Annotated in this window: 24 protein-coding genes, 1 tRNA gene and 2 pseudogenes; 17 read left to right on the top strand and 10 right to left on the bottom strand. The window is 67.2% G+C overall.

The window, feature by feature from the left end; genetic code table 11:
* Positions 1-23: 23 nt before the first annotated feature.
* Entirely contained in the window at positions 24-1,526 is a 1,503-nt protein-coding gene (locus tag EJK15_RS30395) for an alpha/beta hydrolase (RefSeq protein ID WP_138713903.1), read from the bottom strand.
* A gap of 128 nt (positions 1,527-1,654) precedes the next feature.
* Positions 1,655-4,402, bottom strand: coding sequence for a pyruvate dehydrogenase (acetyl-transferring), homodimeric type (gene aceE, locus EJK15_RS30390; RefSeq protein ID WP_138713902.1), 2,748 nt, complete (start codon positions 4,400-4,402; stop codon positions 1,655-1,657).
* 739 nt (positions 4,403-5,141) lie between these two features.
* Here aceE and EJK15_RS78465 point away from each other — a divergent pair.
* The 7 genes from EJK15_RS78465 to EJK15_RS30355 all read left to right on the top strand — a co-directional run bounded on the left by EJK15_RS78465 (position 5,142) and on the right by EJK15_RS30355 (position 8,231).
* Complete coding sequence (locus EJK15_RS78465) at positions 5,142-5,324, top strand: DUF1918 domain-containing protein (RefSeq protein WP_138713901.1); 183 nt, start codon at positions 5,142-5,144, stop codon at positions 5,322-5,324.
* 21 nt (positions 5,325-5,345) lie between these two features.
* Entirely contained in the window at positions 5,346-5,741 is a 396-nt protein-coding gene (locus tag EJK15_RS30380; protein WP_420847105.1) for a secondary thiamine-phosphate synthase enzyme YjbQ, read from the top strand.
* Positions 5,742-5,858: 117 nt separating this feature from the next.
* The gene (locus EJK15_RS30375; RefSeq protein ID WP_138713899.1) at positions 5,859-6,287 is read left to right on the top strand and encodes a DUF3052 domain-containing protein; all 429 of its coding nucleotides are present in this window, start codon (positions 5,859-5,861) and stop codon (positions 6,285-6,287) included.
* A 36-nt stretch (positions 6,288-6,323) separates the two neighbouring features.
* Entirely contained in the window at positions 6,324-6,779 is a 456-nt protein-coding gene (locus EJK15_RS30370) for a peroxiredoxin (protein WP_240777309.1), read from the top strand.
* A gap of 14 nt (positions 6,780-6,793) precedes the next feature.
* Entirely contained in the window at positions 6,794-7,108 is a 315-nt protein-coding gene (locus tag EJK15_RS30365; protein WP_138713897.1) for a hypothetical protein, read from the top strand.
* Positions 7,109-7,200: 92 nt separating this feature from the next.
* Entirely contained in the window at positions 7,201-8,142 is a 942-nt protein-coding gene (locus EJK15_RS30360) for an ROK family protein (protein WP_138713922.1), read from the top strand.
* A 17-nt stretch (positions 8,143-8,159) separates the two neighbouring features.
* Positions 8,160-8,231, top strand: a tRNA-Val gene (locus EJK15_RS30355).
* 59 nt (positions 8,232-8,290) lie between these two features.
* Here the strand turns inward: EJK15_RS30355 and EJK15_RS74905 are convergent.
* Both EJK15_RS74905 and EJK15_RS74900 read right to left on the bottom strand, forming a co-directional pair.
* The gene (locus EJK15_RS74905; RefSeq protein ID WP_240777308.1) at positions 8,291-8,440 is read right to left on the bottom strand and encodes a site-specific integrase; all 150 of its coding nucleotides are present in this window, start codon (positions 8,438-8,440) and stop codon (positions 8,291-8,293) included.
* A 64-nt stretch (positions 8,441-8,504) separates the two neighbouring features.
* Positions 8,505-8,765 (bottom strand): annotated as a pseudogene (locus EJK15_RS74900) (site-specific integrase); the annotation flags it as partial.
* Between the two features lie 438 nt (positions 8,766-9,203).
* Between EJK15_RS74900 and EJK15_RS30345 the strand changes: the two are divergent.
* Genes EJK15_RS30345 through istB form a run of 4 tightly spaced genes read left to right on the top strand, consistent with a single transcriptional unit; the run spans position 9,204 to position 12,361 of the window.
* Positions 9,204-9,665, top strand: a complete 462-nt coding sequence (locus tag EJK15_RS30345) for a hypothetical protein (protein WP_138713896.1) — start codon at positions 9,204-9,206, stop codon at positions 9,663-9,665.
* Positions 9,666-9,723: 58 nt separating this feature from the next.
* Positions 9,724-11,019: an IS21 family transposase gene (gene istA / locus EJK15_RS30340; protein ID WP_206061181.1), complete on the top strand. Its 1,296-nt coding sequence runs from the start codon at positions 9,724-9,726 to the stop codon at positions 11,017-11,019.
* A complete protein-coding gene (locus EJK15_RS30335) occupies positions 11,016-11,576 on the top strand; it encodes a hypothetical protein (protein WP_138713895.1) in 561 nt (186 codons plus the stop codon). The genes istA and EJK15_RS30335 overlap by 4 nt, the downstream gene beginning before the upstream one ends.
* Positions 11,573-12,361, top strand: a complete 789-nt coding sequence (istB, locus tag EJK15_RS30330; protein ID WP_138713894.1) for an IS21-like element helper ATPase IstB — start codon at positions 11,573-11,575, stop codon at positions 12,359-12,361. Before EJK15_RS30335 ends, istB begins: the two co-directional genes overlap by 4 nt.
* Before the next feature lie 499 nt (positions 12,362-12,860).
* Here istB and EJK15_RS30325 read toward each other — a convergent pair whose 3' ends face one another.
* Entirely contained in the window at positions 12,861-13,427 is a 567-nt protein-coding gene (locus EJK15_RS30325; RefSeq protein ID WP_138713893.1) for a hypothetical protein, read from the bottom strand.
* Between the two features lie 312 nt (positions 13,428-13,739).
* Here EJK15_RS30325 and EJK15_RS30320 point away from each other — a divergent pair.
* Positions 13,740-14,168: pseudogene (locus EJK15_RS30320) on the top strand (NUDIX domain-containing protein); the annotation flags it as partial.
* A 246-nt stretch (positions 14,169-14,414) separates the two neighbouring features.
* Here EJK15_RS30320 and EJK15_RS30315 read toward each other — a convergent pair.
* Complete coding sequence (locus EJK15_RS30315; protein ID WP_171074618.1) at positions 14,415-15,857, bottom strand: ATP-binding protein; 1,443 nt, start codon at positions 15,855-15,857, stop codon at positions 14,415-14,417.
* A gap of 83 nt (positions 15,858-15,940) precedes the next feature.
* On the opposite strand from EJK15_RS30315, the gene EJK15_RS30310 reads away from it, so the two are divergent.
* Entirely contained in the window at positions 15,941-16,165 is a 225-nt protein-coding gene (locus EJK15_RS30310) for a hypothetical protein (protein ID WP_138713891.1), read from the top strand.
* Positions 16,166-16,413: 248 nt separating this feature from the next.
* On the opposite strand, the gene EJK15_RS30305 is transcribed toward EJK15_RS30310, so the two are convergent.
* Entirely contained in the window at positions 16,414-17,142 is a 729-nt protein-coding gene (locus tag EJK15_RS30305) for a LysR family substrate-binding domain-containing protein (protein WP_240777307.1), read from the bottom strand.
* A 55-nt stretch (positions 17,143-17,197) separates the two neighbouring features.
* On the opposite strand from EJK15_RS30305, the gene EJK15_RS30300 reads away from it, so the two are divergent.
* The 3 genes from EJK15_RS30300 to EJK15_RS30290 all read left to right on the top strand — a co-directional run bounded on the left by EJK15_RS30300 (position 17,198) and on the right by EJK15_RS30290 (position 19,027).
* On the top strand, positions 17,198-17,569 hold the full coding sequence (locus EJK15_RS30300) for a DUF5997 family protein (RefSeq protein WP_138713890.1): 372 nt from the start codon (positions 17,198-17,200) through the stop codon (positions 17,567-17,569).
* 700 nt (positions 17,570-18,269) lie between these two features.
* A complete protein-coding gene (locus EJK15_RS30295) occupies positions 18,270-18,602 on the top strand; it encodes a hypothetical protein (RefSeq protein WP_138713889.1) in 333 nt (110 codons plus the stop codon).
* The gene (locus tag EJK15_RS30290; protein ID WP_206061180.1) at positions 18,602-19,027 is read left to right on the top strand and encodes a nucleotidyl transferase AbiEii/AbiGii toxin family protein; all 426 of its coding nucleotides are present in this window, start codon (positions 18,602-18,604) and stop codon (positions 19,025-19,027) included. The genes EJK15_RS30295 and EJK15_RS30290 overlap by 1 nt, the downstream gene beginning before the upstream one ends.
* A gap of 725 nt (positions 19,028-19,752) precedes the next feature.
* Here the strand turns inward: EJK15_RS30290 and EJK15_RS30285 are convergent.
* The 3 genes from EJK15_RS30285 to EJK15_RS30275 all read right to left on the bottom strand — a co-directional run bounded on the left by EJK15_RS30285 (position 19,753) and on the right by EJK15_RS30275 (position 20,758).
* Positions 19,753-20,136: a hypothetical protein gene (locus EJK15_RS30285; RefSeq protein ID WP_138713888.1), complete on the bottom strand. Its 384-nt coding sequence runs from the start codon at positions 20,134-20,136 to the stop codon at positions 19,753-19,755.
* Between the two features lie 239 nt (positions 20,137-20,375).
* A complete protein-coding gene (locus tag EJK15_RS30280; RefSeq protein ID WP_138713887.1) occupies positions 20,376-20,567 on the bottom strand; it encodes a hypothetical protein in 192 nt (63 codons plus the stop codon).
* 2 nt (positions 20,568-20,569) lie between these two features.
* Positions 20,570-20,758, bottom strand: coding sequence for a hypothetical protein (locus tag EJK15_RS30275; RefSeq protein WP_138713886.1), 189 nt, complete (start codon positions 20,756-20,758; stop codon positions 20,570-20,572).
* A 140-nt stretch (positions 20,759-20,898) separates the two neighbouring features.
* Between EJK15_RS30275 and EJK15_RS30270 the strand changes: the two genes are divergently transcribed.
* Complete coding sequence (locus tag EJK15_RS30270) at positions 20,899-21,189, top strand: hypothetical protein (protein ID WP_240777306.1); 291 nt, start codon at positions 20,899-20,901, stop codon at positions 21,187-21,189.
* Positions 21,190-21,236 lie beyond the last annotated feature (47 nt).

Below are 21,236 nucleotides of genomic sequence, written 5' to 3'. Positions count from 1 at the left end.
GGCCCCATTGTTCAGAAAGCGGCCTAGGCCGCCGGGCAGGTGGCCCCCTTCTCCGGCACCGTGCCCTGGAGCAGATACGCGTCCACGAGCTCCTGCACGCACTTGCTGCCCGACAGGTACGCGCCGTGCCCCTCGCCCTCGTACGTGACCAGCGTGGCGGTCTTGAGCTGGGCCGTCAGCTTGGGCGCCCACTCGTACGGCGTGGCCGGGTCGCCCCTGCCGCCCACCACCACGATCGGCGCGGACCCGGTGGCGTCCACGTGCCGCGCCTGGTCGCTGCCCTTGACGGGCCACACCCGGCACAGCCCGCCCGAGCCCTCGCTGCCGAACAGCGGCGAGATCTTGAGCGCCGCCTCCTCGGTGCGCCGCAGCTCGGCCTCGGTCGGCCGCTCGGCGGTGTCCACGCACGTGATGGCCGGGAAACTGGTCATCTGCGTCGAATACGTGCCGTCCGGAGAGCGGCCGATGTAGGTGTCGGCCAGGTACATCAGCGCGTCGCCCCTGCCCTTGAGCGCGTCGCCCAGCGCCTGCTCCAGGAACGGCCAGGTCATCTCCGAGTACAGCGCGGCGGCCACGCCGGTGGCGGCCAGCCCCTGCGTGAGCTCGCGGGTGCCGACCTTCAGCGGCTGGGCGGTGAGCTGGTTCATCAGGTTCTCGACGTTGGTGTTGGCCGTGGCCTGGTCCTTGCCGACCGCGCAGCCGCCCTTGACACACGCCTTGAGGAAGCTCTCGTACGCGTTCTGGAAGCCGCGCGTCTGGGCCAGCGTCCGCTGCGCGAACGTCACCGTCGGATCCAGCGGCGCGTCGAGCACCATGCGGCCCACGTTCTTCGGGAACTCGGTGGCGTAGACGCCGCCGAGCTGGGTGCCGTAGGACATACCGACGTAGTTCAGCTTGGCGTCGCCCACGGCGGCGCGGATCCGGTCCATGTCGCGGGCGGCGTTCACGGTGCCGACGTACGGGAGGATCTTGCCCGAGTTCTGCTGGCAGAGCGCGGCGAACTCCTTGTTGGCCGCCAGGCTCTCCCGGTGCGTCTCATCGTTGGGCGGCAGCGTGTCCAGCGACGTGAACCGGTCCATTTGGGCGCTGTTGCCGCAGCGCACCCCGGAGCTGCGCTCGACGCCGCGCGGATCGAAGCTGATCAGGTCGTAGCGGGCCCGCAGCTTGGTGAGCGCCTTGGCCGCCTGGTCGAGCGTGTCCACGCCGGAGGCGCCGGGGCCGCCGAAGTTGAACACCATCGAGCCGAGCCGCTGGCCCTTGCCGGTGGCCGGCAGCTTGATGAGCGCCAGGTCGATCTTCTCCCCGTTGGGCTGGGCGTAGTCCAGGGGCACCGAGAGCTTCCCGCACCGCACGGAGGCGTCCCGGCGGGCCGGCGGCTCGCCGTCAGGGCGCTTGATATCGGTGCACGGGCCCCAGTCGATCGGCTCGTTCTCGGCAATGGTTCCCTGCTGCGCAGCCGGCTGGGCGGGTGCGGTGGAGCAGCCCGCGGCCGCCAGGAGCAGCGCAGCGGCTAGGACGCGTCGCATAGCACAAACTTCCCCTCGTCTCTCGGGGGGAAGTAGTGCCCACAATACGTGGCTCCGCACTAAATCCGGGTGAGGCGGCACGTACCGCTCCGGTCGTGCCGCCTCACCCGGCGCGTGCATCGAGAGGGCTAGACGCCCATGGACTGGGTGTCGTTGCTCTCCGCGCCGCCTGCCTCGGTGACGCCGTTCTTGAGGTGGTAGCGGGCGATGGCCTCGCGCAGCACCTCGCCGTCGAGCTCGCCGCGCTTGACCAGCGTGGTCAGCACCGCCAGCGTGATCGAGGCCGCGTCCACGTGGAAGTGGCGGCGCAGCGCCGAGCGGGTGTCGGACAGGCCGAACCCGTCGGTGCCCAGCGAGGACCAGTCGCCCGGCACCCACTGCGCGATCTGGTCCTGGACGGCCTTCATGTAGTCGCTGACGGCCACGAACGGACCCTGGGCCTGGGAGAGGAGCCGGGTGACGTACGGGACTCGCTGCTCGGCGTCGGGGTTGAGGAGGTTGTGCTCCTCGCACGCCAGCGCCTCGCGGCGCAGCTCGGACCACGACGTGGCCGACCACACGTCGGCCGACACGCCCCAGTCTTCGGCCAGCAGCCGCTGCGCCTCCATCGCCCACGGGCCCGCCACGCCAGAGGACAGGATGTTGGCCTTCGGGCCCTGGGTCTGCGGCCCGTCGGCGAACTTGTACAGGCCCTTGAGCAGCCCCTGCACGTCGAGGTTCGCGGGCTGGGCGGGCTGCAGGTAGGGCTCGTTGTAGACGGTCAGGTAGTAGAAGATGTCTTCCGGCTGGTCGCCGTACATCCTCTTGAGGCCGTCCTTGACGATGTGCGCGACCTCGAACGCCCAGGACGGGTCGTAGGAGACCGCGGCCGGGTTGGTCGAGGCGATGAGCGGCGTGTGGCCGTCCTCGTGCTGCAGGCCCTCGCCGTTGAGCGTGGTGCGGCCCGCGGTGGCGCCGACCAGGAAGCCGCGGGTCATCTGGTCGGCCATCTGCCACATCTGGTCGCCGGTGCGCTGCCAGCCGAACATCGAGTAGAAGATGTAGATCGGGATCATGTGCTCGCCGTGCGTGGCGTAGGTGGTGCCCGCCGCGATCGCCGAGGCCATCGAGCCCGCCTCGGTGATGCCCTCGTGCAGGATCTGGCCCTGGACGTGCTCCTTGTACGACAGCAGCAGCTCCCTGTCGACGGCCTCATAGGTCTGGCCGTGCGGCGAGTAGATCTTGGCCGTCGGGAACATGGCGTCCAGGCCGAACGTGCGGGCCTCGTCGGGGATGATCGGCACGAACCGGTGGCCGATCTCCTTGTCGCGCATGAGGTCCTTCAGCACCCGCACGAACGCCATCGTGGTGGCCACCTGCTGCTTGCCCGAGCCCTTGCCGAACGTGGTGTAGACCTCGTCGGCGGGCAGCTTGATCGGCTTGGCGCGCAGGACCCGCTTGGGCAGCACGCCGCCGAGCGCGGCGCGGCGCTCCTTCATGTACTGGATCTCGGGGTCGTTCTCGCCCGGGTGGAAGTAGGGGGGCAGCTCGCCATCGAGCGCCGAGTCCGGGATCGGCAGGTAGAGCCGGTCGCGGAACTCCTTGAGCTCGGCCTTGGTGAGCTTCTTCATCTGGTGCGTGGCGTTGCGCGCCTCGAAGTCCTTGCCCAGCGTCCAGCCCTTGATGGTCTGGGCGAGGATCACGGTCGGCTGGCCGACGTGCTCGCGGGCCGCCTTGAACGCCGCGAAGACCTTGCGATAGTCGTGGCCGCCGCGCGACAGCTTGCGGATGTCGTCGTCGGTCAGGTGCTCGACCATCTTGCGCAGGCGCGGGTCGCCGCCGAAGAAGTTGTCGCGGATGTAGCCGCCCGACTCGACGGAGTAGGTCTGGAACTGGCCGTCGGGCGTGGTGTTCATCTGGTTGACCAGCACGCCGTCGACGTCGGCCGCGAGCAGCGGGTCCCAGTCGCGGCCCCACACGACCTTGATCACGTTCCAGCCGGCGCCGCGGAAGTACGACTCCAGCTCCTGGATGATCTTGCCGTTGCCGCGTACCGGGCCGTCGAGCCGCTGCAGGTTGCAGTTGATGACGAACGTGAGGTTGTCGAGCTCCTCACGGGAGGCCAGGCCGATCGCGCCGAGCGACTCGGGCTCGTCCATCTCGCCGTCGCCCAGGAACGCCCAGACATGGCTGCGCGAGGTGTCCTTGATCTGGCGGTTGAGCAGGTAGCGGTTGAACCGCGCCTGGTAGATCGCGCCGATGGGGCCCAGGCCCATGGAGACCGTGGGGAACTCCCAGAAATCGGGCATGAGCCGCGGATGCGGGTAGGAGGGCAGGCCGTGGAAGCCGTGCGACAGCTCCTGGCGGAACGCGTCGAGCTGGGCCTCGTTGAGCCGGCCCTCGAGGAAGGCGCGGGCGTAGATGCCCGGCGCGGCGTGCCCCTGGAAGAAGACCTGGTCGCCCGACTCGCCGTGGTCCTTGCCGCGGAAGAAGTGGTTGAAGCCCACCTCGTAGAGCGATGCGGCCGAGGCGTAGGTGGCGATGTGGCCGCCCACGTTGGTGCGGGCGTTGGCCCTGGACACCATGATGGCCGCGTTCCAGCGGATGTAGGCGCGGATGCGGCGCTCGACGTGCTCATCGCCCGGGAACCAGGGCTCGCGCTCCGGCGGAATCGTGTTGATGTAGTCGGTGCTGCGCAGGCCCGGCACGCCGACCTGGTGCTCGCGGGCCCGCTCCAGCATGCGCAGCATGAGGTAACGCGCCCGGGTGCGGCCTTCGGTCTTGACGACATTGTCGAGAGACTCGAGCCACTCGTTGGTCTCACTGGGGTCGACATCAGGCAGCTGGCTGGGTAGGCCGTCGCTGATGATCGAGAATCGCTGGCGTCCGGAAGCCACTGGGTCTCGCCTTCCGAGAATGACTGATGTCTGGTCTGGGTCGCCTTCCATCCTGGTCGCTAGCCGTAGAAAACGCATCTCTACTGGCTAGTAACCAGAGTGTCCCTGCTGGCAGGGCCATCTGCGATGGCCTAGACCACCGATGGTAGGATGAATCGCCATCAAAGGTTACATCCCGGGAGCAATTTAACAAGACCGGAAAATGAACGAAATTTCGCTCGAATGTCTTGGGCTTCGCCCCAGGCGAACGGCGCCTGCCGTACCTGACCCTCCCCCGAAGCGGGGAGGTTCTCACCCGGCGGCCGGCCGAGTCTAGCCGCCGGCCTCCGGGCATCGTGCCAGAGGGCCTCGTCGAGTCTCCGTCACCCGTTCGCGCATCAGCGTCAGCCCCATGCCGAGCCTGGCGGCCACGCTCGCCGCTCGCGCAGCCTCCCCGGGGCGGCCCGGCGCCTGCCCACGGCCGGCGGACTCAGCGAGAACAGGTCCTGGGAGGGCGCCAGAAACCTCGGCCCTGGGCCGGAAGTCGCCTGTCGCCACGATCGCCGCCCCGGCCACCAGCACGCGGGGCGGTGACCAGCACGTACGACACCGCCATCCGGCCACGCAGCCCGAAACGCCACACCCGCGCAGCGTAACGTTTTGGTCATGGTTCTTCCTCTCCCAGAAGGGGGAGGCAAAAATCGCCCGATCTTGGGATTCGCTCTTTTCGTCCGGCCCTTCGCGTACCAATCTGGGAGATATGAATGCGGCGGCAGGCGACCGGCTCGTGGTCCACGGTAATACCGTTGGCGAACGGGACCGGAGCGGTGTGATCATGGAGGTACAGGGCCCGAACGGCGGGCCTCCGTACATGGTGCGGTTCGACGACGGGCACACGGGGCTGGTGTTTCCCGGCCCGGATGCCGTCGTTGTGCCTAAGTAAGATTTCCCTGTGAGATCTGAAATCATCTCTGTGGCCACCGGGTCCAGAGAGACGGTGCACGACATCACGGACGAATGCGCCGACTTCGTGCGTGCTCAGGGCGAAGACGGGCTGCTGCACGTTTTCGTGCCGCACGCGACCGCCGGCATCGCCCTGCTCGAGCTGGGCTCGCGCAGCGACGACGATCTGCTCGCCGCTCTGCGCGAGCTCCTGCCGGCCGACGACCGCTGGCGTCATGCCCACGGTTCGCCCGGTCACGGCAGGTCGCACGTCATGCCGGCGCTGATCCCGCCGTACGCCACCATCCCGGTGCTGGGCGGGCGGATGGCGCTGGGCACCTGGCAGTCGGTGGCGCTCGTGGACCTGAACGTCGACAACGTGCAACGGCAGGTTCGCCTGTCGTTTTTGTCTGATTGATTCTGGCCGACTACGGCCGTACCCGTGGCGACCGTTGACGACTGAGGGTCACAGCGTGTGGACTGTGCCGAAGCGATAAACCGCATAAGCGGGGCCACTCAAGCAGGAGGGATAAACGTGAGCGCGACCGCGGGTCAGGCGCAGGGCGAGCGCGGCCTGGCCGAACGACTCGGCCTCAAGCCGGGTCAGGTGGTGCAGGAGATCGGTTGGGACGAGGACGTCGACGACGAGCTCCGCGACTCCATCGAAGACCTGACCGGCAACGAGCTGCTGGACGAGGAGAGTGACGACGTCGTCGACGTGGTGCTGCTGTGGTGGCGCGACGGCGACGGAGACCTGTTCGACGCTCTCAGCGACGCCATGCGAGCACTCGCCGACGGCGGCCAGATCTGGCTGCTGACTCCCAAGGCCGGGCGCGAGGGCCACGTGGAGCCGAGCGACATAGGGGAGGATGCCGCCACCGCGGGTCTCTCGCAGACCAGCAGCATCTCCGCCGCACCCGACTGGTCAGGCACCAGGCTCGTGACGCCCAAGGGCCGACGGTAGGGGGCCCGAGCGCTTGACATGCGGCAGGATGATGCCGTGAACGCACATCCTGCCGAGGTCGGCGCCCTGGCTCCGGATTTCGAGCTGCAGGACCAGCACGGCGCTCCGGTGCGCCTGTCCCAGTTCAGGGGCAGGAAGGTCGTGCTGGTCTTCTATCCGCTTGCCTTCACCGGCATCTGCAGCAGCGAGCTGTCCGCGTTGCGCGACCACCCGCTCGACGGCGCCCAGGTGCTGACCGTCTCCGTCGACTCGATGTTCACGCACCGCGCCTGGGCGGATCGTGAGGGTTACACGTTCCCGCTGCTCTCTGATTTCTGGCCACACGGACAGGTCGCGCGGGCGTACGGTGTGTTCGATGAGGCGAAGGGGCTCGCTCTGCGGGGGACCTTCATCATCGACGGCGCGGGCGTGATCCGGTGGTCGGTGGTCCATCCGATCTCCTCCGCACGCGACGTCGCCGACTACGTCAAGGCACTCGCCGACATTCACTGACTTCGGAGGGAACGATGCCCTGCTACCGGTGCGGGGCCCGGCAGACGGACCCGGTCCGCGGCGCCAGCCCGTGGCAGCGCGGGGTGCGCGAGGAGTCCCAGGTGCTGATCTGCCCGGACTGTCAACGGCTGCACGACCTCGACCTGGACTCGTGCGGGACGTGCGGGTCCACTGCGCTGATCTGCCGGCTGGGCGAGGTGGAGTGCCGGTCCTGCGGGGCCGTGCGGATGGCGCGCTCGGACACCCCTCTCGGCGGCTCCATGGCGCCGCCGCCCGGGCTGTCGGCGGAGGTGGAGGCGGCGCTCAACCGGGTGCTGGGACGAGCCTGAGGGCTCTGAGACCTCGGGGCCGCCGGGATTTCCGCGTGCGCGGCTTTCCAGGCACTTGCTGAGCTGCGCTATCGTCTCTTTTCGTGTCCGCAATGAGTACGTTCGTCGTCGCGCTCGACGTCGGTGGCACGTCCATGAAGGGCGGCCTGGTCAGCGACTCCGGCGCGGTGCTGCTGAGCGAGCGGCGCCCCACCCCGCGAGCGGAGGGGCCGGCGGCGGTCGTGACCGCCATCTCCGGCTTCATCAGCCATCTGGCGGCCGCGGGCGACGGCGTCCCGGCGGGCGTGGGCCTGGCCGTGCCGGGGCTGGTGTCCGAGAACGCCGCCATCTACGCGGCCAACCTGGGCTGGCGCGACGTTCCCGCCACGGACTTCACCACCCTGGACATCCCGGTGATGCTGGGGCACGACGTACGCACCGGCGGGCTCGCCGAGTGCATCCTGGGCTCGGGCCGGGGCGTTTCCGACTTCCTGTTCCTCCCCATCGGCACGGGCATCGCGGGCGCCTCGATCATCCGCGGCGAGCCGTACGGCGGCTCCTCCGGCTGGGCCGGCGAGATCGGCCACACCCCGGTCTTCCCTGACGGCGAAGAGTGCGCGTGCGGCCAGTTCGGCTGCCTGGAGACGTACGCGTCGGCCGCCTCGGTGGGCCGCCGCTACAGCGTGCGGGCGGGCGTCGAGGGCGTCAAGGCCGAGCAGGTGGTCTCCTCGGACGACCCCATCGCCATCGAGGTGTGGGACGAGGCCGTGGAGGCGCTGTCGCTGGCCCTGGCCACGTACACGCTGCTGCTGGACCCCTCGCTGATCGTCCTCGGTGGCGGCCTCGCCGAAGCGGGCCCCGCCCTCTTCGACCCGGTACGCACCCGCCTCGTCAAACGCCTGGCCTTCCGCGAGGCGCCCCCGCTGATCCCGGCGGCGCTGGGGGTGGACGCGGGCATGCTCGGCGCCGCGCTGCTGGGGTGGCGGGCGGCGGGGAGGCCTGAGCTGGGGCCCGGCTGGACCGTGGATGTGCGAGCGGCCCCCTTGGTGTCGTAAGGTGTAGTGCCGATCAGGGGCGGTTAGCTCAGCGGTAGAGCACTCGCCTTACAAGCGAGGGGTCACTGGTTCGAACCCAGTACCGCCCACCTGCACAAACATTTGATCTTTGATCTTGAAAACGGCGTCCGAGTGACTAAGTGAGTGACTAACTCCCAAAGATCTCGTCCATCGCCGCAGCTCCTTGCATGATCACCGGCCTGATCTGGTGCCGGTAGACCGTCTCGGTGACCACCGTGTTGGAGTGGCCGACCAGGCGCGAGATGTCCTCGATAGGGACGCCGGAGTCTGACAGCACAGAGACAAAAGCTGTGCCGCAGTTCGCGAGGCGACCACTCCCGTCCGGTGAGCTCTGCCGCTTCTACGACCTTCCGGAAGTCGCGTCGTACGTTGTGGGCCGTGACCGGTGTGCCCGTCCGCGTGCAGAACACCAGGTCTGTTTCCTGCCGCTGGTCTCCTGTCTTCTCCTGCGCGATGTCGTGGGCTTCCCTGAGCAGGCGTAGCGCGTCCACACAACGCCGTGGGAGCTTGAGCGAACGGCGGGACTTGACGGTCTTGGTGTCGCCCTTCTGCCGGACGGACCGCCAGACGTAGATCGCGACGTCTTTGTGCTCCCAGCCCACCTGGCCAACCGGCAGCCAGGCGGCCCGGGTCTACGCGGCCTTGGTTCAAGCCGCCCCCGATGGGCGGCGGGCGGCCGGGCGGCCCGGGCGGGCGTGCGGCCTCTCCGGGCCGGTCCCGCCCGACCGCCCCGCCGCTGTCGACCCATCCAAAGCCGTCGGTATGACATATAGAAACTCCCTACATGCGCTGTGATCCCGTCAGAGCGGGAGCCCCTGAATGGCCGCATATCCAAGCGCTGGATCCGTGACGATCGCGGACTTCGGTACTCGCGTAAGGGACTGGGGCGATCAGCCACGGCCTTGGGCGCCATGGTGGACAATATCCGCTGTCGATCATGCGCGGGGGAAAGGCGGCCCATGCCTCGGTGGCGCTATCTGCGATGGTGGTTAGCCGCACTGGCGGCGTGCGTCCTGAGTTTCCTGTCCCCGTGGCTTCCAATGTTCATCCCCGGCGATGCGAGCGTGTTTTGTGGAGGCCCGCTTTCGCTCAGCCCGTCCGAGATGCAGTCCGGTCTCGAACGGACGTGGGAGCGTCTGCGCGATCCCGTGACGTCCACTACAGAGCACCTTCTGGTCCTGTACGCCCTGCCCTCTATAAGCGCTCTGCTGTCAGGCGCGGTCGCCGCCTGGGCAGGGCGTCGGCTCAGCACGGCGGTGGGAGCGTTGGCCGTTTCGGCCATGCTGGTGGTCGCGCTTGACTGGTTGTTCCTCGGGCTCCGGTACTTCAGGATGCTCAACTGTGCGGGCTGGGACGGAAGGCTCCCGTGGCTGCTGTTGCATCTTGTGCCTGTGCTCGGCTACGGCAGCGCGGCCGTTCTGCTGATCGCGGGAATCCGGGCCCGCTGGAGGATGGAGCGGGAGAGAGAATCCAGTCAGGTGTCGACGAGCCTTGAATACTGACCCCCAGGCAACGCGTGAAAACTGACCCCCTTCGTCACCAGAGGTGACAGAAAGGGATGTGATCACTGTGGATGACTGGGCGGAGATCCGCCGGCTGCACAGGGCGGAGCAGATGCCGATCAAGGCGATCGCCCGGCTGATGGGGATCTCCAAGAACACCGTGCGGCGGGCGATCCGCGCGACCGAGGTGCCGAAGTACGAGCGGGCCGCCACCGGATCGATCGTGGACGCGGTGGAGCCGCAGATCCGGGCGCAGCTCACGCTGGATGCGCGGATGCCCGCCACGACGATCGCCGAGCGGATCGGCTGGACGAACTCGATCACCGTGCTGCGGGACCGGGTCCGTGAGCTGCGCCCGGCCTACCTGCCGGTGGATCCGACGTCGCGGACCGTCTACGAGCCGGGGGAACTGGCTCAGTGTGATCTGTGGTTCCCGCCGATCGTGCTGCCCGGCCTGGCCGAGGTGCCGCCAGTGCTGGTCATGGTGTCGGGATACTCGCGATGGAGTCTCGCGCGGATGATCCCCTCACGGCACGCCCAGGATCTGGTGCTGGCCACCTGGGCGCTGCTGTCCGAGCTGGGTGCCGTGCCCAAGGCGCTGGTGTGGGACAACGAGGGTGGCGTGGGCAAGTACCGGCGGGGCCGGGCGCCGGTGCTGTCGGCGCAGTACAACGCGCTGCGCGGGCTGCTGACTACCCGGATGATCATCCTGCCGCCGCGGGAACCGGAATCGAAAGGGATCGTCGAGCGGACGAACGAGTATCTGGAGACCTCGTTCCTGCCGGGCCGCAGCTTCGCCGGCCCAGACGACTTCAACGCTCAGCTGAGTGCCTGGTTCGCGCTGGTCAACCAGCGGCGCAAGCGGCATCTGCAGTGCGCGCCGGCCGACCGGATCGCCGCCGACCGGGCCGCGATGCTCCCGTTACCGCCGATCGAGACCGGCCAGCTGGGCTGGCATAACCAGATCCGCCTGCCGCGCGATCACTGGGTTCGGCTGGACACCTGCGACTACTCCGTCGACCCGCGAGTGATCGGCCGGCGGGTGAACGTCCACGCCGACCTGGAGCGGGTCACCATCAGATGCGAGGACCGCCTGGTCGGCGAGCACGCCCGCTCCTGGGCACCGCATCAGACCATCACCGACCCCGGCCACGCCGAGACGGCACGGCTGCTGCGGGCCGAGGCCGCACAGGCCAAACTCGCCACCGGCCGCACCGGCCCGGCCGCGACACCGACCGCCACTGCCGTCACCGCCGCCATCAACGCAGCCGGCGGCGGCGTCGAGGTGGAGGAGCGGCCGCTGTCGGTCTATGACCATCTCACCGATCCCGATCCTCGGCGGGAGGCCTCATGAACGACAACGCATCCGCTCTGTCCTCGTCTGTGTCCTCGTCGCCGTCGCAGAGCCGCTTTCCGTCCATGGGATCGACGCCGGTGACCGCCCGGGCGATGCGCGCCGCCGCCGACCTTATCGAGACCGCAGGAGTCAGCGGCATCTGCATCACCTGTGATGACCAGGCGATCGGCATCCAGGTCAGCCGTCATCTGATGGCCGACCTGCCCGCCCGGCTGGCCACGCTGTCGGCGCTGGCCACCGTGCTGGACAGCCCGGTGCTGCGCCATGACGATCCCTTCCGCCCCGCAAGCTGGCTGAGGATCCATGGGACCGCAGCCGGAGTCCCGGTGCGCGTCTACGCCGAACTGGAGATCTCGATCCAGGGTGAGGGCGAAGCCCTTGCCCTGGGCCCTGACGGCCATCCGGCCGCACACGGCCCCAACGAGCGTCCCACCCCGCTGCCTCCGGGCTGGCACTGGATGACCGAACTCGACCAGCCCACCACCCAAGACCCCGCCCCCGAGTTCGCCCACGGCCCCGACCAGGAGACAGGCCAGGAGGCAGAGCGGCCATGACCGTCAAGACCGGACGCGACGTCATCTCCGAGATCGCCTACCTGACTCGGGTCTTGAAGGCCCCCACCCTGCGCGACGCCGTCGCTCGCCTCGCTGACCAGGCGCGCGAGCAGGGCTGGACCCATGAGGAGTTCCTGGCCGCCTGCCTGCAACGCGAGGTCGCCTCCCGCGACGCCCACGGCGCCGAGAACCGGATCAAAGCCGCCGCCTTCCCCGCCCGCAAGACCATCGAGGACTTCGACTTCGACCACCAGCGCTCGGTCAAGCGGGAGATCGTCACTCACCTGGCCGCCCTGGATTTCATCGTCGCCAAAGAGAACGCCATCCTGCTCGGGCCACCTGGAACAGGCAAAACACACATCGCCACGGGCATCGGCATCCGCGCCTGCCAGGCCGGGCACCGGGTCTTGTTCGCCACCGCCGCCGAATGGGTCGCCCGCCTCGGCGACGCCCACGAGGGCGGCCGCCTGCACGACGAACTCACCCGGCTCGGCCGCTACCCGCTCTTGATCATTGACGAGATCGGCTACATCCCGTTCGAATCCCACGCCGCCAACCTGTTCTTCCAGCTGGTCTCGGCCCGCTACGAACGCGCCAGTCTCGTCGTCACCAGCAACAAGCCCTTCGGCCGCTGGGGCGAGGTCTTCGGCGACGACACCGTCGCCGCCGCGATGATCGACCGCCTCGTCCACCACGCCGAAGTGATCTCCCTCAAGGGAGACAGCTACCGTCTCAAGAACCGCGACCTCGGCCGCACACCAGCAGCCGACCGCAACACACCGTAACCATCAACAACGACACCGGGGGTCAGATTTCAGACGTTGGAAAGGGGTCAGATTTGAGGCGATGTTGACATCAGGAACGACCAGTCGGCCGTTCCTGATGCCTCCTCGTTGCCGGGCATGTTACCTGGCTGGAGCGAGTTGGAGCCGGGGCTGCTTGATGGTTGGGGCCGCGCCGATCGCTCACTTCAGGGCTCGCCGTTCGTGCCTGGGGCGATCGCTGCCGCGGACCGACTTCGTCGGTCCTTGCCATCGAATAAGTGGGCTGGCCGAGCGCGTTCACGGCGCAGGTATCAGCTGGTGTTAATCGGGAGGAGGCGAGCGCGGGCCCGTGCCGAGGCGCGGAGGTTACTCAGATAGGGATGGAAGGTGTGGTGCGGTTTTGATCCAGGTTGAGGGGGAGGTCCAGGCAGGTGAGCAGTTGCCACTCTGCGGCCCAGGGCGCGTCGTGCTCGGTCGACCGGCCGACACCCATTGCCAGCTACATCGCTTGGGACCGCTGTTAACAACCGAGGGCGGCGGTGATCTGGGGCCGGCCCGAGGCGGGGTCCAAGGCTACGGGGAACGTTCGCCCGTCGGCCACCTGGATCTCAACCGAACTCGGCCCCGTCCACTTGACCGAGTCGAAGGCGTCGTCGGGGTCGTCGTCGTTGAAGCAGCCGAGATCCCACTCCCTGCTGAGCAATCCGCCGTCCCTGCGGAGGCTGAGCCACATCACCGTGTCCGGCCCGAGACCCGCCGGCGACTGCTGGAGCCGGATCCTGTACGGGGCCGGCCCGTCGACGAAGCCGGCCTCCTCGGTAGCGGTGAACGCAAGGGCGACCAACCCCACGAACAGCGCAGCACTCGCGCACAGCCCGGCAAGGACGCCGATCAGGATGCGTAGCCACCTCCACCGCAGCCCGGCGGCGGCCCACGCGGTCAGGAGGCAGGCCAGCGCACCGAGCGCGAACGGATGGTTCAGATGTTCCCTCAAGAGCACCAGGTCGGAGTCGTGGAAGTACACCAGAGCTGCGAGGCCGCCCGCGCAGAGCGAGGCGGCCAGCAGCACGAGTGAGCGAGCAGACATCGCGGATCCCATCGGTGAGGTGCCACCGAGATCATGACAGCACCGCGGTGCCGTAACCGCGCAATGCACGGAATCTCGACGAAACCGGCAGGGCCTCCGGAGTGACATCTAGGCGCCGGAGAGGAACGGCCACGGGTTGCGATCCGCGCCGCTGGCAGATCTTCGTTCTCGCCGTTGCCCGCATCGAGGTGCGGCAGCCTGGGGATTCGTGATCCTCTCTGGGTGACGAACTGAGGCGACGGCGATCGAGCTGGGAGACATTCAGGTCGCCGTGGATATGGGGCCACGACTCGATACCAGCGCGCCGCCGCTGGAGCGTTGTTCTTCGATGACAGTGGTCGTGTGCTGCTTGTCCGGCCTACGTACAAGTCCTACATGGACATCCCCGGCGGGTACGTCGAGCCGGGGGAGACCCCGTACGAGGCATGCGTACGTGAGGTGCGCGAAGAGCTGGATATCCAGCCGGCCATCGGTCGTCTCCTCATCGTCGATTGGGCGCCTCTGCCGCAGGAGGGCGACAAGATTTTGTTCGTGTTCGACGGCGGGACTCTCGACGATAGGGCGATCAAGCAGATCACGTTCGCCGACAACGAGCTGAGCGGGTACGAGTTCCGTTCCGTTGAAGAGTTGGACGATCTTCTGATCGAACGCCTCGCCCGCCGTCTCAAGGCCGCAGCCACCGCCCGTGAGCTGGGAGAGATGGTCTATCTGGAGCACGGTCGGGCCGTTCCCACTGAGTGACTATCTGAGTGACAACGGCCCGGGACGCGCGCGGACTACCGAGGATCTCGGCGGAACGTCTGCCCAGGTGAAACTCTGTATCACCCACAATCCCGCCTTCTCCTGATGAGCCTGACAAGCGAGGGGTCACTGGTTCGAACCCAGTACCGCCCACCTGTTCAAGAAGGCCATCATCGACGACATGCCTCGAGCAATTCATTGTGCAGTGGGCCGGCGCTGGACATCTACGGAAATCTTTGAACTGCCTTACTCTGAGAGCTGCCGATAGGTTGTCGGCTGTCCTTTCCCGCCCAACTGCTCGACGAGCCCTCTCGACCGCAGCTCGCGTAGCGCTTTGCGGATGTTGGGTGCGGACAGGTTCAGTTCCTGCTTGAGGTCAGCGACGCTCCGTGCTCCGACCGCCAAGGCGTCGTACACGCGTAGCTCCGTCTCGTTCAGGTCGTTACCTGGACGGCCGGCGGGAGCCGCCTGTTGCCGCAGGACGACAGTGAACCGGATGGCGGCGTCGATGTAATGCGCGGGCGGAAGTCCCGCCTCAGCGAGGGCGTTGGCAACGATCGGGATGCCGGTAGCCAGGGCCTCGATCACGCGTCCACCAGTTTCTGGTGTGCGAGCGTGCTGACAGATGGAGACGAGTCGCGCGTTGCGGGCGGAGGTGACTGCGTCGCGTCCGAGTCGATCGACCGTGATGCCATAGAGGCCACCCGGATTGGAGACGATCAATCGATCGCGGCGGAGCCGAACCTCCACCGCCATGCCCGCCGACCAGTGATCGAGGTCGCGATGGAGAAGAGCGTTCGCGATGATCTCGCGAAACGCTATGTATGGATAGGCGGGCTGATCGCGAACAGTTCCGTCCGGCGCCGACACGACGCTTGTGTCGAAGGTGCGGCGTGCCCATGCCAGGGCCTCTTCCAACATCCGGGGAATGGCTCCCGTGATCGTCGTCTGATCGCGGGCCCGAGAACCGGCAGGATCAGTCGGCAACGGCTCCGCAGAAGCCTGGATGACGAAGCGTGGAAACCACTCCTGTGGATGAACGCCCAAAGCCAGCAGCCCCGCGACGGTCGGGGTGCCGTCGGGCAGAGTCACTCCGGCACGCCGGAGCAGCTCGGCATCGTCAGGGAAACGGCCTAGGCCGTGGGGATCCCGTTCGCGGACCGAACGCAGGAACGCTGTGACGAGGTCGCTGTCTAGGTCCTCGCGGGTGGCGCCTGTCACGGGCTGCCGGTCGAAGAGCGGTGGTTTCCGGGCGGCAACGAATGCCTGCTCTTCCAAATCCGACAGTGGGAAGTCCCCGTCGTACCCCCGCATGTATGCCGTGCCCGACGCCGTGATCCGACACGGCTTGGCCGACGGATCGCATTCATGCACTCTGGCGACGATGACGGGTGCCCCATCCACCTCCGCGTCGGTGATCGTGAGCTGGACAGGTGGCGAGAACGAGCGGGCCTTGTGAGCGAGGCCCTGCTTGAGAGCCTGTGGGTCTGGTAGCTGTACCGGGCGAAAGCCGGTGGCCTTGTCGAGCCCGAGGATGACCGTCCCACCGCCCGGATGGTTTGCGAGCGCGCTCAGGGTGGAGGCGAGCGACTGCGGCAGCCCTCCTGCCGCCGACTTGACCTCGACATCGTCGTAGTCGCCCCCGGTCGCGCGGAGACGTGCGACCAACTCGTTCACGTGCTGGCTCATGAATAAATGTAACCACGATCTGGTTACATTTGCTCGGGTTCTGGTTACATTTCATCCTGGCCCGATCCGGCGGTCCTGGTCACATGGCCACCCATCGAGAGGACGGCGTGCCGGAGCCGGCTGCCTCAGCATTGCGTAGCGTCGCCAATCCCCCGACCGAGGTGATGCCGAAGCGCTTCCCCGATGTCGGCGTCGGCGAGATCACCAGCCTTCTGATCGAGCGTCTTGCCGCCGTATCAAGGCCGCTGCCACCGCCCGTCAGCGAGGAGAGGCGGGCTATCTGGGGCGCGGCCAGGCCGTCCCGTTGAGTGACTATCTGAGTGACAACGGCCACGGACCCGCCTGGTCAGTGGGACACTTCTGAAGATTGAACGCCCAGGCCGGAGAGGGTATTCACGCATCTCCCGCCCTTCTCGGATGTGCCTTACAAGCGAGGGGTCACTGGTTCGATACCAGTACCGCCCACCTGCGAAAAGACCCCGTTTCCGATCGTGGAAACGGGGTCTGAGCGACTAACTCTCAAAGCGGGTCCGAACCGGAGGTTCGGGGCTGCAGGTCACCGAGGCCGGTGGCCCTTCCTTTTGCGGCCGGCCGGCACGGCCCGGCGACCGGAGCCATTTTGTGCGGGTTTTTGTGCCTGCCGCTGTGCCGGTTTCTCCGCAGGGGAGGCGGTGGTGCGGCCCCGCGAGCTGTTCACTGTCCGGCCGCGGACGATGCCGATGAAATCTTCCACCAGGTCAGTGGTCGCGTCCGTGGGCCAGGCCAGCGCGACCTGAGACTGCGGCGCGTCCGGCACCGGCCGGTAAGTGAGATCCCTGCGGTGGTGGAGGCGTGCCAGCGACTGCGGAACCAGGAGAAGCCCGGTGCCGGCCGCTACCAGCTCGACCGCGTCCGCCGTTGTGGCCGGGCGGGTGAACGCGGGCAGCCCGGGCCGGACCGTCCACTCGATGGTGTCGTCCAGAGGATGGAACACCTTGTCGTCGGTCAGGTCGGCGATGGCCACCTCGTCGGCGGCGGCCACCGCGTGGTCCTTGGGCACCACGACCACCGTGGCCTCCACGTAGAGAGGAATCACGCTGAGCCCGTCCCGGTCGACCGGCAGCCTGACGAATCCGGCATCGGCGCCGCCATCCCGCAGGAGTCCCACCACCTCGGAGGCGGGAACCGCGGCCAGGGTAACCGGCACGCCGGGCATCCTCTCGGTCCAGACGTTGACCCATTTCGCGGGTGTCACCCCGGGCACGTACGCCAGCCGAAACACGCTGCCGGTCTCTCCATCAGTCACTTCCTCAGGGTACCGATGTCAGGGGAACCCGTTCCGACTGACTACCCTTGATGCCATGACCTCGCCCAAACCGAAGACCATCCAGACGATGAAGCCGGAGACCGCGGCCAAGAAGCTGGGTGTTCTCCTCTCGGCCACTCCCGCCGAGTTCCAGGCGGGTGTCGTCTCGAGGGACGAGCTGAACGAGCTGCAATCGACGCCACCCGCCTGGCTCGCTGACCTGCGCCGCAACGGCCCGCATCCCAAGCAGGTCATCGCCGCGAAGCTCGGGGTCTCCATCTCCGGCCTGACCAGAGGAGGGATCACCGAACCGCTCACCACCGCTGAGATCGATGCGCTGAAAGCGGAGAACCCAGCGTGGCTGGAGCGCGAGCGGTCCATCCAGGCCGAGACCCGCAAAGAAGCACTTCGCCTCAAGCAACGCTAGACAGCTGAGACACTGCACGTCTCCGCCCCCAGACGAGCCCGTCGAATGAGTCGCCGAGGGTCCTCGTTGCCCCGAGGAACCAAAGAGCTTAAGCACTGGGACTGGGGCGATGCGGTTCGCGCCGGGCCAAGCACGGCACATCTGCGACAAGAGCCTCTGATCAACTATGGTGACCGACCGTGAGAACCCTCATCGTCAGCGGTAGTGGCTTTCTCGGTAGTGTGGGCATTCTGCCGAAGGTCGTGTGGGCGTTCTGCCGGAACCGGGGTGGGCGCTCTGCCGCGTAGACGGGTTCCTCGTTGGGGAAGTCTCCTTGTGTGCTCAAGGGGAAGCCGGTGTCGAGCAGCCGTCCCGGCGATCCTGTGCTGGACTCAACCCGCCGTCTCCAGGCTGCCGCCACCGCCTCGCTGAGTGACTATATGAGTGACAACGGCCCGGGACGCGTGCGGACGGCCGAGGACCTGGGCCGAACGTTCACCGAGGCGAGATTTCTGGATCGCCCAGGATCCGCACCCTCCTGGCGTGCCTTACAAGCGACGGGCCACTGGTTCGAACCCAGTACCGCCCACCGGGTCAAGTGTTCGTTCTGGGCCCAGGATGACGGTCTGAAACCGGCGTTCTGGGAGTGAGATGGGAGCAATTCTTCCCGTCCTGGACGGAGAGCGGCGGAGGTGTCGTCGCGTGGGGCAGTCTGGTGAGTATGAACACTCAGCGTGGCGCTCCCTTCAGCTATGCAGATATCCGGCCGTATGCGGTCGCCGAGTCGCTAGATGAGCTGCGTGGCCCGGTGCACGGCGTGGTGACCCTCCCGCACGAGCTGGCATGGAGCGGTCGTCGCAGCTTCGACCTGGATGATTCCTATGACCTCGGTGCTTTGTACAAAATTGTGCTGGAGGAAGGGAGTCAGGAGCATTTGCGCGCGCTGCTCAATGGTGAGGTGCTACGGCGTCACTGGGGCGAGTTCCTGCCTGCCCGGCGGGTCCGGGCGCTGTGGGAGGAGCAGTTTCCCGAGTTGCGGCGGGTCGCCGCCTGATGGATCAGTTGCAGGAGCGGCTTGCGCGTATCGGACTGGAGGTGGCCGCCCAACACGGATTCGTCCTCGGCGGCGGTCATGCAGTGCAACTGCATGGCATGGGTGCGCGCCCGTCCGAGGATATCGACCTGTTCGCGCCACGGCGCGGGACACCGGAACAGGTTGAACGAGCGGTCGTCGACGCCTACCGCGGAGCGGGCTTCCAAGTCGAGGTACGGCTGCGTACGCCTGACCTGGTGCAAATGGAGGTCAGCGACACTACTGGGCACAGCTGCAAGGTAGATCTGGGGGTGTTCTGGCAAGCGCGCTCCCCGGTGATGCTGGAGATAGGTCCGGTGCTGCACCCCGACGATGCGGTGGCTGGCAAGATGGACGCGCTGTTCAACAGGCGCCCCGAGATTTCCTGGATATCGAAGCGATCTTGAGCAGTGGCCGCTACACCAGAGATCAACTCTTGGCGGTCGCCGTAGAACACAATCCCGGGTTCGACAGGTCCATGTTCGCCGAAGCGCTGTCGTACCTCGAACGGTCCCCGACCGAGACTTTCTCGCCTACGGCGTGACGGCGGAGCGTATCGAGGCGATGCGCAAGCACCTCAACGAGTGGCGACGCTCACTCTCCCCGGCGTCGGAATGATCGCCTTCCACCTCAGTACCCGTCCACCTGTAACAAGAAGTCCGCAGTCGGCTCAGCCCAGCACCAGCGCCCGCGTCAGACCCCAGACCTACGCGTTGGGGCATTTGACGGGAATGCACACCCTTTCGCGGGACTCGCCGGGTACCGCTGAGCAGCAGTTCAGGGCACGAATCTGAGCGATTCGATGAACAGGACGAGCGGGACGGGAGGCATTGGGAAACCCGCGCCCTCGTCGCTGGGCAGCAGGGCGCTCATTCGCCTGGTCGACGATAAGATCACCGACATCGATCGAGCTTGCGTATCCGCACACCACCAAGGACATGCCCTGCTCGATCGTGTCGACACCAGGCAGGGTCTCGGCGACGCCGACTATGCCGCCCCTTATGAGTGGTTGCACAGGATGCGCGAGACCCCCGTCGTCGCATGATGCGGCTTGAAACTTCCCAAGAGGCGGGTGCCTGCGACACGCCGAGGGTCAGGCCATCAGCAATCTCTTGCGGTCACATTCAGTCACCTAACCGGCTCTTGATGACCCGGGAACTCCCTTCAAGATCAGTTCGGTCAACAACTGTGCTTGTGCTGGCAGCTGGTGCCGTAGGCGCGGCCCGCAGTCTCCCAGGGCGACCTTGCGCCGCTTCCCTTTGGCCGAGGAACTCGTCCCACTCCTCTTGGGAAAGAGCTCATCACGGGCCCATTCCCGCGCTTTAGCTGGGACGCCGGCAGCTTGGCCGGGCGCGGAGAGACCGGCTGCCGGCTTGCGATGGAGGGAGGGATCGACGATCAACTCGTCCGGCTCCAGCTGATAGCCGATGTCCCGGACGACCTTCGACGGGACGAAGATCATCTCCATCTGAGGGTCGACGGTTCGGGCGACGATCGCTGGAATGGTCTTGCTCATCAGTGGGTTTCTTCCCGGTGACGTCGTAGTGGATCTCGACCGAGTCGACCTTCACGTCGGCGGTCGTGACCACCACGCCCGTGCCCTCGTCGTACGGCGTCGACTGGTCGCCCTTGAGATATCGCAGCAGCGTCTCGTCACCGAAGACCTCGTCCGGGTAGACGGACCTTTCCGGCAGGTCGACGTTCTCGGCATGCACGCCGAAGTGTCGGTATTCACGCGGAGGGTGACTCGGAATCTCACTCTGCGTGATGGGCGTTCCGGGGTAACTCCTGCCGGATCGCCGCACGTACGGCACCCAGATCCTCCGCCGAGAAATGCCCCACCAGGAGGGTGCCGGGCCGCTCCCGCGGGAGGTAATCGGCCCTGCTCTGGCCCGTCACGCCAACCGCGATGATCGTCAACGCGATGCCGAAGGCCGCCGCCATCATCGTCAGCGTGATGGCGGGAGCCGTAGCCGCACGCTGACCGGCCAGGTCGCGGGCCGCCAGGCGAACGGGCAGTGGCAGCCGTTCCGCGTATCGATGAGCCCGCCATAATGCTCGGCCAGCCTGCGGCGCAGATTCTGGTCGAAGGCATCCGTCTCGAGGACGGCCCGGTTGAGCTCCGCAATGATCCCCATGCTGAGGGCGGCGGGTTCGCGAAATCGGCTGGTCCTTGCTCTCGTCCACGCGGCTCAGCGCCGCCTGACTGTTCTCCACCGGCGACGGCGTCGAGCTCTCCGGCGGCCAATGGCAGAAGATCGCTCTATCGCGGGCGTTCATGCGGTCCACGCCGCTCCTTGCCGTGCTCGACGAGCCGACCGCCGCGCTGGACGCGGCCAGCGAGTACGAGATCTATCAGCGGTACGCGGAGGCGGCCCAGGAGTGGCAGCAGGCCACCGGCGGGATCACCCTGCTGGTCTCGCACCGATTCGCCACCATCCGGATGGCCGACCTGATCGTCGTGCTCGACGGCGGGCGAATCATCGAGTGCGGCACGCACGCCGAGCTCATCGACCGCGCCGGCCGGTACGCCCACTTGTACGACCTCCAGGCATCCGCCTACCAGTGATAATCCCGGGCCCAGTACCGCCCACCCGAGCGTCGCAAGGCAACGCA

The organism is Nonomuraea basaltis (assembly GCF_005893125.1).
GTDB lineage: Bacteria > Actinomycetota > Actinomycetes > Streptosporangiales > Streptosporangiaceae > Nonomuraea > Nonomuraea basaltis.
Note: the sequence above shows the minus strand (reverse complement) of the source record. Positions and strands in the feature narration are given on the sequence as shown.